Origin of the sequence: Pseudonocardia bannensis, assembly GCF_012911875.1 — a bacterium.
Classification (GTDB): Bacteria; Actinomycetota; Actinomycetes; order Mycobacteriales; family Pseudonocardiaceae; genus Pseudonocardia; species Pseudonocardia bannensis.
The window spans coordinates 73,326-84,471 of record NZ_JAAXKZ010000011.1; the positions used below are offsets into that span (position 1 = coordinate 73,326).

The following is an 11,146-nucleotide window of genomic DNA, read 5'->3' on the forward strand; positions in this document are numbered from 1 at the left end:
GCCACGTGCCCGGTCGCCGTCGCGGGGCCGGTCGGCGCACCAGGGCCCGAAGTCCCTACCCCGCCGGGAGCGGGGGGCGGACCCTGCCCCGGGCGACGCACCCCGGGACACGGAGGCGGGCATGGCCGAGCGGACGGCGAAACGGACCCCGTCGGGGCAGGTGACCAGGGCGACGCGCACGGCGCGCGTAAGGGCCGGTGTGCTCCGGCGGGTGCCGTTCACCACCACGATCGTGACGATCATGCTGGCGGCCGGGGTCGCGACGGGCTCGCTCTGGCATCCGGTCACCGAACGCCCGTGGTACCCGCAGATCGCCTACGGCCTGCCCGCGGTCGCCGAAGGCCGCTGGTGGACGCCGGTCACCGCGTCGTTCTTCGCCCCCAGCCCGCTGCTCTACCTGCCGATGGCCGGCGGGTTCGCGCTGCTCGTCGGCTTCACCGAGTGGCGGCTGGGGACGCGGCGGACCGCGCTGGTGACGATCGGCGGGCAGCTCGTGGGCATCGTCGGCGCGACGCTGCTGCTGCTCGCGGTGCGCAACACGGGCTGGCCCTGGGCCGCGCAGCTCGCCGGGCAGCTCGACGTCGGGTTCTCGGCGGGGGCGCTGGCCGCGATCGCGGTGGCGTCGGCGACGGTGCGGTCGCCGTGGCGGTTGCGGCTGCGGCTCGCGCTCGGCGTGTACCTGCTCGTCTCGATCATGTACATCGGCACCCTCACCGATCTGGAACACCTGATCTCCACGCTGGTCGCCCTGCCCGCCGGCCGGGCACTGACCCGGGACCGCACTCCGCAGCGCTCCGGGCGTCCGAGCCGACGGGAGTGGCGGCTGCTCGCGGTCGCCGGCGTCGTGTTCATCGCCGTGTCCACGGTCGTGCTGTGGCTGGTTCCCAGCGACGGCCCGCTCGGCTCGACCGCCGGCGTCGACGAGTCCTGGCTCGACGTCGTCGTCACGCTGGTGCTGGCCGCGCTGCTCGTGAACGGGTTGCGCAAGGGGCGCCGGACGGCCTGGTGGTGGGCGGTCGTCGTCGCCGGGCTGAACAGCGCGATCGGGCTGGCGGTGGCGGTGCTGGTGGCCGTCGCGACCGCACTCGATCAGCCCGTCACGCTGGAAGGGGTCCCACTGTTCGTGGCCGACCGGCTGGTCTGGGCCGCGCTGCTGGTGATCCTCCTGGCCGGACGGCACGCGTTCCGGACGCCCTCGCGACGGCGGTTGCGCCGCGGCGCACCGGGCGCGACCGACCGGGAGACCGCGACCGCGCTGCTCACCCGCCACGGCGGCGGGACCCTGTCCTGGATGAGCACCTGGCCGGCGAACTCCTGGTTCCTGACCGCCGACGGGCAGAGCTACCTCGCCTACCAGAGCCACGCGGGAGTGGCCGTCGGGCTCGGCGACCCGATCGGCCCGCCCGGCACCCACGCGGCGACGGTCACGGAGTTCGCGCGGATGGCCGAGCGCTCGGCTCTCGTCCCGTGCCTGTTCTCGGTCACGGCGGCGACCGCGGCGGCCACCGACGGGCTCGGATGGCAGCACGTCCAGGTCGCCGAGGACACCCTGGTCGACCTGCCCGGGCTGACGTTCACCGGCAAGGCCTGGCAGAACGTCCGGTCGGCGATGAACCGGGCGGCGAAGCAGGGTGTGAGCTTCCGGCTGGTCAGGCTCGCCGACGAGCCGTGGTCGGTGGTCGAGCGGGTCCGCGCGATCTCCGAGGAGTGGGTCGGTGACAAGGGGCTGCCGGAGATGGGGTTCACCCTCGGCGGGGTGGACGAGGCCCTCGACCCCCGGGTCCGGGTGGGGCTCGCGCAGGGCGCCGACGGGACACTGCAGGGCGTGACGTCCTGGCTACCGGTGCACGGCGGGGACGGGCGGATCCGCGGCTGGGCCCTCGACGTCATGCGTCGCCGCCAGGACGGGTTCCGGGCGGTCGTGGAGTTCCTCATCGCGTCGAGTTGCCTGGCCTTCCAGGCCGAGGGCGCGGAGTTCGTGTCCCTGTCCGGGGCTCCGCTGGCGCGGACCGAGGACGAGGGCCCGGTGGCCGGGCTGCAGCGGGTGCTCGACGGCATCGGCGCGGCGATGGAGCCGCTGTACGGGTTCCGTTCGCTGCACACGTTCAAGGCCAAGTTCCGGCCCCGCTACGTCCCGATGTACCTCGCCTACCGCGACGAGGGCGACCTGCCACGCATCGGGATCGCCCTGACCAGGGCGTATCTGCCCGACACCCCCGTTCGCGAGCTGGTGCGGCTGGGGTACGCCCCGGCGCGGTCGGGGTCGGAATGACCGTTCCGGCCATCGCGTTGCACCAGGTGTGAAGGTGGATATCTGGTCCGACATCGTCTGTCCGTGGTGTGCCATCGGGCGGGCGCGGTTCGAGGCGGCGCTGGCCGAGTTCCCGCACCGCGACGAGGTGCAGGTGCGCTGGCACAGCTTCGAGCTCGACCCGCAGGCGCCCCGCGAGTACCCGGAGCCACTGGCCGACAACCTGGCCGCGAAGTACGGCGTGAGCGTCGACGAGGCCCACGGCATGCACCGGCACATGACCGAGGTCGCGGCCGCCGACGGCCTCGAGTTCCACTTCGACCGGGCCCGGTCGGGCAACACGTTCGACGCCCACCGGCTGCTGCACCACGCGCTGGAGACCGGCGGACCGGAGCTGCAGGACCGGCTCAAGGAGCGGTTCTTCCGCGCCTACCTGACCGACGGCGAGCCGATCGGTGACCCGCAGGCCCTGGTGCGGGTGGCCGCGGAGGCCGGTCTCGACGCCGACGAGTCCCGCGCGGTGCTGGAGAGCGACCGGTACGCCGAGGCCGTCCGCGCCGACGAGCTGCAGGCCCGTCGCTACGGCATCAACGGCGTCCCGTTCTTCGTGATCGACGAGAAGTACGGTGTGTCCGGCGCCCAGCCGGCCGCGGCCCTGCGCGAGGTGCTCGACACCGCCTGGGCCGAGGCGAACCCGCTGACGCTGCTCACCCCGACCGGCGCCCGATCCGACGAGGGCGGGGCCTGCGCCGACGGCAGCTGCGCGATCTGACCGCAGCGCCTGCGGCGTGTCCTGTCCAGGAGAGCCGCTCTCACGCCGCCGGATGGCGTGAGAGCGGCTCTTCTGCATCCAGGTGGGCGTGGGAGCGGGGCCGCGGCGGTGGCTCCGCCGGGTCAGACCCGCAGCGGCAGGGCGACACGGTGACCCCGCCGGCGGCGCAGTCCCGCGACGGCGGCCAGGGCGACCACCGCGCCGAACACGAGTTGACCGCCGAGCACGATGCGATTGACATCGACCGCGGGATGCCACGCGACCTTGCCGCCCGGCCCGATGGAGAACGCGCCGACCGGCTTGGCGACGATGCCGCCTCCCGAACCGCTACCCGGGCCGCCCACCCGGGGTCCCCCCGTTCCGGCGCCCGCCCGCACCCGGGCGACCGGGACCAGCGTGGTCCCGCCGCGCTCCACGGGCGGACCGAACACCTGGTCACGCCCCAGGCGGTCGGCGATCGTGGACACGATGTCGGGCAGCGGTGGCGCGCCGCCGGTCGTCTGCTGGGTCATGCCCCCAGCCTGCCGGGTGCCGCGATCCAATTTCGACCACCGAACGCGTCCATCGTGGGCGACCCTCCGGGATCGCGGCGGTCACCGGCGGCGCGTCTCCTCCGCGCTGGGGAGCCAGCCGATGTCCCCGTGGCCATACACCGCGACCAGCCCGGCCGTGATCCAGAGCAGGGTGGGCAGGAAGTCCTCGCCCAGCTCGTCGGCGGGCCGCCCGATGGCGGCCCGCCGCTGCTCGTCGGTGCCGAGGACACCGATGACCGTCCCGGCCGCGGCGGCCGGTCCGGCGCCGAGCGTGTCCTGGATCCAGCCACGCACGCGGTCGGCGGCACCGTCGGGGAGGGGCCGCCGCTCCTGGTCGGCGAGCCAGCTCAGCAGGATGGCGAACGCGATGGAGACCCCCGGCGCGGTCTCGTCCTCGGAGTCTCCGCCGTCGGCCCCCGCGATCAGGTCCAGCTCCGAGCGCGCGGCCTCGGGCGAGGAGTCGGCGAGCGTCCGTCGCACGGCGGCGACCAGCCGGCCCTCGACGAGCTCGACGAAGTCGGCGGCCTCGTCGCGGGCCTCCGGTCCCTCCGCGGTGAGGACCGCGAGGTGCCGCTCGACGGCCCCGATCCAGGCCGCGCGCTGCGCACCGGAGAACCCGACGACGTCGTCCTCGTCGAGGTGGTAGCCGAGCTCCCGCTCGGCTCGCGTCTCGGCGAGCGCCAGCTGTATCTCCGCCAGCTCGTCGAGGCCGCCGGTGAGGTCGGCCGGAAGATCGGCCGGGACCTCGACCAGGTCCTCGGGCAGCCCCTCGAACTCGTCGAGGCCGGCCACGGTGACCACCTCGCGCCGCGCCGTCGCTCCAGCCCCGGCCCGGCGCTCCCCGGCCCGGCGCTGCCGGGCCTTGACCTTGGCCGCCCGCCGCTGGCCGGCCGAGGACTTCTTCTTCGTCACGTCCTGATTCTGGCGGATCGCCGCACCCCCCACCGCCGCGGCGGCGTGATGATCGATGCGCTGACCGCCCTGCAGGTCGACGAACGGGCCGGTCTGCACCCCGGCGACGTGACGGCCCGGTTCGCCGACGTGGCCCCACGCGCGGTGCACGGGGCGCCTGCGGACCCCGGCCCTGATCCGGAGGCGGACGATGCCGGACCGGCAGCGGGTGAACGGCGTCGACGAGGCGTGGACCTTCGGTTACCTGGTCGACGTCATCCTGACCCGGGGCACCTGGATGCACCGCGTCGACATCGCCCGCGCGACGGGTGACGCACCGATCCTCACCCCCGACGTGAGGGCCTGCTCGGGACGGAGGTCCGGTTCTGACGCAGACCCGTGTCGACGAGCTCGGCGACCGGAGCAACCGGCTGTCGACCTCCGTGGAGCCCGCCGATCTGGCGTCCGACCAGTACCTGCTCGTCGCCGAGCAGCCGCTGCTGTTCCACTGCGGGGGCCCGCCGGCCGACCTCGCCGGGCCCTCGGCGCCCGTCAGGGCTCGTGATCAGGCCGGGTGCGGGTGATCGCCGGGGAGAACGACCCGGGCCAGCCGGACGATCCGGGCGGGTGTGCACCGCCCGCGGGCCGAGTCGCGGGACACCCGGAAGCGGGCCGCCCGGACCTGTCCGGGGCTCACCTCGGTGACGACCGGGATCTGCGGGCCACGGTCCGGCTGCTCGTCGGTGTGCGCCACGTCAATCACCCTCCTCCGGCCCCAGGATGAACTTCTCGCGGGCCCCGTCGCCGGGTGGTTCCGGTGGCGTGAAAGCCCGGTCCAGCTCGTCCAGGATAGCGTCGATCCGCGCCGCGTAGCGGCGGTTGAACGTCCACCAGTGCGCGGTGATCCGCCGTTCCTCGAGCATGTGCCGGGCGGCGTCGGGCGACACCTTCCCGTCCACGACCCAGTCGTAGACCTGGCTGCACCAGCCCAGCAGCGCGGTGTCCTCGTCACGGCGGCGCTTGCCCTCGCCGACCAGCAGCGTGGCCGTCGCTCCCAGCAGAGCGCCGAGCAGCCCGCCGAGGAAGCTCGTCCACATGGCGCTCATCGGGTGCGGACGCTAGCGAACACCTCCGACAGGATCGTTCGGACCTATCGGTCAGGAGCAGACGGCGCCCTCGGCTGCGGAGCCGACGAGCTTGGCGTACTTGCCGAGTACCCCGCCGCGGTGGCGCGGCGCCGGAGCGGTCCACTCCTGCCGGCGCCGCGCCAGCTCCTCGGCCGACACCCCGATGTCGAGGGTGCGGGTGGTCATGTCCAGGGTGATCGGGTCTCCGTCGCGGACCAGCGCGATCGGCCCGCCGTCGGCCGCCTCCGGCGCGATGTGCCCGATGCACAGCCCCGTGGTGGCCCCGGAGAACCGGCCGTCGGTCACCAGCAGCACTTCCCGGCCCAGCCCCGCGCCCTTGATCATCCCGGTGACCGCGAGCATCTCCCGCATCCCCGGACCGCCGCGCGGACCCTCGTAGCGGATCACCACCACGTCCCCGGGACGCAGCTCGTCGTTCGTCACCGCATCCAGCGCGCCCTGCTCGCCGTCGAAGACCCGGGCGGCGCCCTTGAACATCGCCGAGTCGAACCCGGCGCTCTTCACCACCGCCCCCTCCGGGGCCAGCGACCCGCGCAGCACCGTCAGCCCGCCCGTGGGGTGGATCGGGTCGGCCAACGTGTGGATGATCTTCCCGTCCAGGTCCGGCGGGTCGATCTCGGCCAGGTTCTCCGCCACCGTGCGCCCGGTCACGGTCAGCTGGTCCCCATGCAACAACCCGGCCTCCAGCAGCGCCTTCATCACCACCGGCACGCCGCCGACCTGGTCCACCGCCGACATCACGTAGCGGCCGAACGGCTTCACATCGGCCAGGTGCGGCACCCGGTCACCGACCCGGTTGAAATCGTCCAGGCCCAGCCCGACCTCGGCCTCGCGGGCGATCGCCAGCAGGTGCAGCACCGCGTTGGTCGATCCGCCGAACGCCATCACCACCGCGATCGCGTTCTCGAACGCCTCCCGGGTCAGGATCTGCCGGGCCGTGATCCCCTGCGCCAGCAGCCCCACCACCGCCTCCCCCGACGCCCGGGCGATCCCGTCCCGGCGCCGGTCCACCGCGGGCGGGCTGGCCGACCCGGGCAGCGCCATGCCCAGCGCCTCGGCCGCCGAGGCCATCGTGTTCGCCGTGTACATCCCGCCGCACGCGCCCTCCCCCGGGCAGATCGCCCGCTCGATCGCGTCCACCTCCTCGCGGGTGATCAGCCCCCGACGGCAGGCCCCGACGGCCTCGAACGCATCGGCGATGTTGACCTCCCGGTCCCCGACCCGGCCCGGCAGGATCGACCCGGCGTAGACGAACACCCCGGCCAGATCCAGCCGCGCCGCAGCCATCAACATCCCCGGCAGGCTCTTGTCACAACCGGCCAGCAGCACCGTGCCATCGAGCCGCTCGGCCTGCACCACCGTCTCCACCGAATCGGCGATGATCTCCCGGCTGACCAGCGAGTAGTGCATCCCGACGTGGCCCATCGAGATCCCGTCCGACACCGAGATGGTGCCGAACTCCATCGGATAGCCCCCCGCCCGGTGCACCCCCTCCTTGGCCGCGAGCCCCAGCCGCTGCAACGACAGGTTGCACGGGGTGATCTCGTTCCAGGACGACGCGATCCCGATCTGGGGCTTGTCGAAGTCCTCATCGCGCATCCCCACCGCCCGCAGCATCCCCCGCGCGGCGGTCCGTTCCAGCCCGTCGGTGACGTCGCGGCTGCGGGGCTTCAGGTCGGGCCGGCTCATGTGCGCTCCTCCGCCAGACGGCTGCGGTCGCCGGCGATGATGCCGGGGAGAGCGGCGCGCGGCCAGCGGGAGCGGGCGGAGTGGGCGTTACTCGCCGAGACCGTCGCGGAGGGCGGCGCCCTGCTTGCGGAGCTCGCGCTGGACGAGATCGGCCGGCACGTCGCGCGGTGTGCGGCCCTCGCGCACTGCCAGTGCCGCACACACCCCGGCGGCCTGCCCGGTCGCCATGGCCACCGGCATGATCCGGTACGAGGAGTGCGCGACGTGCGTGCCGGAGATGCAGCGGCCCGCCACCAGCAGGTCGTCGACGCCGCGGGGCAGCAGCGAGCGCAGTGGGATGTCGTAGGACTCCCCGGTCGGCACCCGCCGGAGGAGGGTGCCGCTGCCCTTCGGGTTGTGGATGTCGATCGGGTACGAGCACTGGGCGATGGCGTCGTCGAACTTGCGCGCGGCCATGACGTCGTGGCCGGTGAGCTCGTAGTCGCCGCGGATCCGCCGGGTCTCGCGCACGCCGATGACACCGCTCTGTGCGGCGTAGGACTCCTCGAAGCCGGGCACCCTGGTGCGGAGGAACCGGACGATCTGGTCCATCTGCCGGCGGCTCGTCATCTCGGCCCTGGTCAGGTCCCACACGTCGATGCCGAGCCCGTTGACCCGGGTGCTGTTCACACTCACCTCCCGCTCGTGCGGGGTGGCGAAGAACAGCACGTCCTCGCGGGCCAGGTCCAGCTCGCCGGCCTCGGTTGCCTCCCGGATCAGCTCCCAGAGGCCGTGCACACCGCGCCACTGGTCGGGGTGCGCGCGCACGTAGCGGGCGAAGTGGGACTGCAGGAAGTCGACCATCCGGAACTGCAGCGTCATCGGCTGCACCAGCCCGTCCTCCTCGCGGCCCACGTCATAGGACGCCCCGGCCGCGGCCGCCACGTCCCCGTCGCCGGTGGCGTCGACGACCACCTTCGCGTCGATGACGAGCGGTCCGGACTTGGTCTCGAAGACCACCCGGCGGCCGTCGTCGATCGGCGCCTGGCCGGAGGCGAACGCGTGATGGAGGACCCGCACCCCCGCTTCCTCGAGCATCTGCTGGGCGGCCAGCTTGAACTGCTCCGGGTCGAAGGGCACGGTGTAGCCGGTCTCCGGCCCCGGCGTGACCGCACCGCCCATGCGCTGCAGCCGGTCGAGCAGCCGCCACAGCACACCGGCCACGACCGGATCGCCCTCACCGTGGTCGGTGGGCAGCAGCCGGGTCTCGTCGCCGATGACGGCCTGCTTGCGCTCGTTGTGGAACGACATGAGCGGCATGACCAGGGCGGCGGTCGCGTTGCCGCCGAGAAAGCCGTGCCGCTCGACCAGGACCACGTCGGCCCCGGCCTCCGCCGCAGCCACGGCCGCGCCGAGACCGGCCGGGCCACCGCCGACGACCAGCACGTCGGTCCGGGCTGCGAGGACGGCACTGCGAGGTGGCAGGGTCACCTCGACCGGCTCGTCCGGCCGGGGCAGGACAGTCATCAGGCGACTCCGTGACGCGGCACCAGCTCGGTGACGGGAACGGGCACGGGCGGGTCCAGCTGGTCGAGCAGTGCGGCGATGCGGCTGCGCGTGACGAGGGCCTGCTGGGTCAGGGCCGCCACCCGCTCGCGCACCGTCTCCACCCGCTGGGGCCGCTCGTCCCAGAGCCGGTCGATCTCCGAGAGCAGCGGGCCTGCCTGTTCACGCACGAGGCCGCGCAGTTGCGGGGCGCCGGCCGCGTGGGCGAAGTCGAAGACCTTGCCGGCGTAGGGCAGCGGCAGGAACGGCACGCCCGCCATCGCGGCGAAGATGAGCAGGTGCAGGCGCATCCCGACCATCAGGTCGAGGTGGTCCATCAGGCCGAGCACGTCGGCCGGTTCGAACGGGCCGTGCAGGATGCGGCCGCCGGCCGGGTCGGTCATCCGGGAGAGCACGGCGTGGGAGTGCCGGATGTCATCGTGCTCCATCGGCAGGAACACGACCCGCGCGTCGAGCCGGTGCACCAGGAAGTCCGACGCGATCGCGATCAGCGAGTGGTACCCGTCCTCGTCGAGGTTCTCCGCGGCCCGTCCCGGCTCGCGGACCGAGACCCCGACGAGCCGGACCCCGTCGGGGATCCCCTCCCGGGTGAGCCGGTCACGCCCGAACGGGGCCGGCCCCAGCAGGAGCGCCGGATCGGCTGTCACCACGATCTCGCGGTCGACGCCGGCCTTCTCCAGGACCCGCTTGGACTCCTCGTCGCGGACCACGAGATCCACCACGTCGGCGAGGGCGTGGCTCACGCTGCTCCGCTCGTGCGGGTCGTTCAGCGGTCCGGCACCGATGGAGTACACGAACACCGGGACCCCCACCTCGTGCGCGGCGAACACGAGCCGCAGATAGCGGTGCGCCTCCCCGTCGTAGAGGATGCCGCCACCGCCCAGCACGAGCAGATCCAGCCGGGAGACGTCCGCCGCGATCTGCCTCCTGTCCGCCGACTCCCACTCCGCCACCTCGTCGACGCGATGGTGCGCCCGCGTGTGCTCGGCGTTGCGGCTGAACACGACCAACCGCGCCCGGGGCCTCGCCGCGCGCAGGCCCGCGAGAATCGACGTCAGGATGGCTTCGTCACCGAGGTTCAGGCCCCCGTAGGAACCCAGGACACCTATCGTGAGCATGCCACCGCTCCCCTGCACCAATTCCGGCATCCGTCTGCGTACCCGGATCCGTCCGGTACATCCCTCGCGAACCCGGAATTCCTTCAGCAGCCGGAGGATCCCGGGCCGGACGGCCCGGTCGCAGGCTGTCCGATCGGAGCGGGGGTGGGGCCGTCGCCGCGCCGGGCGGGCAGGCCGTGGTTGCGCTCCCACAACCCTTCGGCCGGGGCGGTGTCGAACCGCGCCGCTCCCACGGCGTTGCCCTCCAGATCGTTGTCCACCACCCGGCCGTCCGTGCACCGGCCGTCCGCGGTGATCCAGAGCCCGTGGGTCTGGCTCCGGGTCTGCTGGTTGTCCCAGCTGCGGTTGGCCCGCAGGGTCGGGCTCACCGCCGTCGCGTTGACGGTGATCCCGGCACGGGTCGACGGCGGATCGGGCAGCCGGTACGGCGTGCCCCCGGCCGGCGGATCACCGGCCCACGCGGACGACGCGCCCGGCCGGACAGGGGCGAGCATCAGCCCCGTGCCACTGTTGGCGGTGACGACGGCGGTCTCGTCCCCGGCGGTGAGGATCTTGCCGCGGTGCCCGTCCGGCAGCCAGGCCGCCCCCTGGTCGATCATGCTCAGCGCGGTGTACCGCACGTTCGGGCCGCCGCCGCAGGCTGCGGGCGCGGCCCGCCTGCCGTTGTTGCGGATGCGGTTGCCGACGACGAACGCATCGCAGGTCGCGCCGTCGAGGCGGACGCCGTCCAGCGCGTTGTCCCGGATGCCGTTCCCCTCGATGACGACCTCCTGGGCCGTGACCGGCTCGGCACAGCCGATGTCGTGCACCCGGTAGCCGTGACCCCCGTTGCCGCTGATGCGGTTGCCCTGGACGGTGTAGGGGCCGGGGGTACCGCCGATGGCGACCCCGTCACCGACGTTGAGATCGATCAGGCACCCCGTGACCAGACCGCCGCGTCCACCCACGGTGGCCGTGCCGCGGGAGGACACGTCGAAGCCGACCTGGTGGTTGCCGGTGATCGTGCAGGCCGAGACCACGAGCCCTTGCGCCCCCCAGTCGGAGATGCCGAAGCGGTTGTCCGTCACGTGGCATCCCGTGATGCTGATGCCGCGTGGTGGTGGCCAGGCCTCCCGCTGGAGTTCCACGAAGATGCCGTTGGTGCCGTTGCCGGTCGCGGTGCACTCGGTGACCGACAGTCGCTCGTCGCCCCATCCCCC

The 11,146-nt window shown here is 73.4% G+C and carries 11 protein-coding genes; 3 read left to right on the plus strand and 8 right to left on the minus strand.

Translation table 11 applies throughout. The annotated features are described in order from the left end of the window. Positions 1-121: 121 nt before the first annotated feature. Positions 122-2,272, plus strand: a complete 2,151-nt coding sequence (locus HF519_RS05380) for a bifunctional lysylphosphatidylglycerol flippase/synthetase MprF (RefSeq protein ID WP_211169577.1) — start codon at positions 122-124, stop codon at positions 2,270-2,272. Positions 2,273-2,306: 34 nt separating this feature from the next. Further along, a complete protein-coding gene (locus HF519_RS05385) occupies positions 2,307-3,023 on the plus strand; it encodes a DsbA family oxidoreductase (protein ID WP_169410670.1) in 717 nt (238 codons plus the stop codon). 122 nt (positions 3,024-3,145) lie between these two features. On the opposite strand, the gene HF519_RS05390 is transcribed toward HF519_RS05385, so the two are convergent. Continuing rightward, positions 3,146-3,535, minus strand: a complete 390-nt coding sequence (locus tag HF519_RS05390; RefSeq protein ID WP_169410672.1) for a hypothetical protein — start codon at positions 3,533-3,535, stop codon at positions 3,146-3,148. Between the two features lie 81 nt (positions 3,536-3,616). Beyond that, a complete protein-coding gene (locus HF519_RS05395; protein ID WP_169410674.1) occupies positions 3,617-4,618 on the minus strand; it encodes a hypothetical protein in 1,002 nt (333 codons plus the stop codon). Positions 4,619-4,890: 272 nt separating this feature from the next. On the opposite strand from HF519_RS05395, the gene HF519_RS05400 reads away from it, so the two are divergent. Beyond that, a complete protein-coding gene (locus HF519_RS05400) occupies positions 4,891-5,031 on the plus strand; it encodes a hypothetical protein (RefSeq protein WP_169410557.1) in 141 nt (46 codons plus the stop codon). On the opposite strand, the gene HF519_RS05405 is transcribed toward HF519_RS05400, so the two are convergent. The 6 genes from HF519_RS05405 to HF519_RS05430 all read right to left on the minus strand — a co-directional run. Beyond that, the gene (locus HF519_RS05405) at positions 5,013-5,201 is read right to left on the minus strand and encodes a hypothetical protein (RefSeq protein WP_169410676.1); all 189 of its coding nucleotides are present in this window, start codon (positions 5,199-5,201) and stop codon (positions 5,013-5,015) included. The two genes, HF519_RS05400 and HF519_RS05405, sit on opposite strands and share 19 nt — an antisense overlap. A gap of 1 nt (position 5,202) precedes the next feature. Beyond that, on the minus strand, positions 5,203-5,553 hold the full coding sequence (locus HF519_RS05410) for a hypothetical protein (RefSeq protein ID WP_169410678.1): 351 nt from the start codon (positions 5,551-5,553) through the stop codon (positions 5,203-5,205). 51 nt (positions 5,554-5,604) lie between these two features. Then, positions 5,605-7,284, minus strand: a complete 1,680-nt coding sequence (ilvD, locus tag HF519_RS05415) for a dihydroxy-acid dehydratase (protein WP_169410680.1) — start codon at positions 7,282-7,284, stop codon at positions 5,605-5,607. 87 nt (positions 7,285-7,371) lie between these two features. Further along, positions 7,372-8,790 carry an FAD-dependent oxidoreductase gene (locus tag HF519_RS05420; protein ID WP_169410682.1) on the minus strand — a complete coding sequence of 473 codons (1,419 nt, stop codon included), beginning with the start codon at positions 8,788-8,790 and terminating at the stop codon, positions 7,372-7,374. Beyond that, a complete protein-coding gene (locus tag HF519_RS05425; protein WP_211169578.1) occupies positions 8,790-9,947 on the minus strand; it encodes a polysaccharide pyruvyl transferase family protein in 1,158 nt (385 codons plus the stop codon). Before HF519_RS05425 ends, HF519_RS05420 begins: the two co-directional genes overlap by 1 nt. Positions 9,948-10,030: 83 nt before the next feature. Then, positions 10,031-11,146, minus strand: a 1,116-nt coding sequence (locus HF519_RS05430) for a right-handed parallel beta-helix repeat-containing protein (protein WP_169410686.1), incomplete at its 5' end; no start/stop codon positions are given.

Excerpts from the sequence above, each read along its gene's own strand:
- HF519_RS05380 (WP_211169577.1), top strand. The coding sequence starts at position 122 with ATGGCCGAGCGGACGGCGAAACGGACCCCGTCGGGGCAGGTGACCAGG.
- HF519_RS05390 (WP_169410672.1), bottom strand. The coding sequence starts at position 3,535 with ATGACCCAGCAGACGACCGGCGGCGCGCCACCGCTGCCCGACATCGTG.
- HF519_RS05410 (WP_169410678.1), bottom strand. The coding sequence starts at position 5,553 with ATGAGCGCCATGTGGACGAGCTTCCTCGGCGGGCTGCTCGGCGCTCTG.
- ilvD (WP_169410680.1), bottom strand. The coding sequence starts at position 7,284 with ATGAGCCGGCCCGACCTGAAGCCCCGCAGCCGCGACGTCACCGACGGG.
- HF519_RS05420 (WP_169410682.1), bottom strand. The coding sequence starts at position 8,790 with ATGACTGTCCTGCCCCGGCCGGACGAGCCGGTCGAGGTGACCCTGCCA.
- HF519_RS05425 (WP_211169578.1), bottom strand. The coding sequence starts at position 9,947 with ATGCTCACGATAGGTGTCCTGGGTTCCTACGGGGGCCTGAACCTCGGT.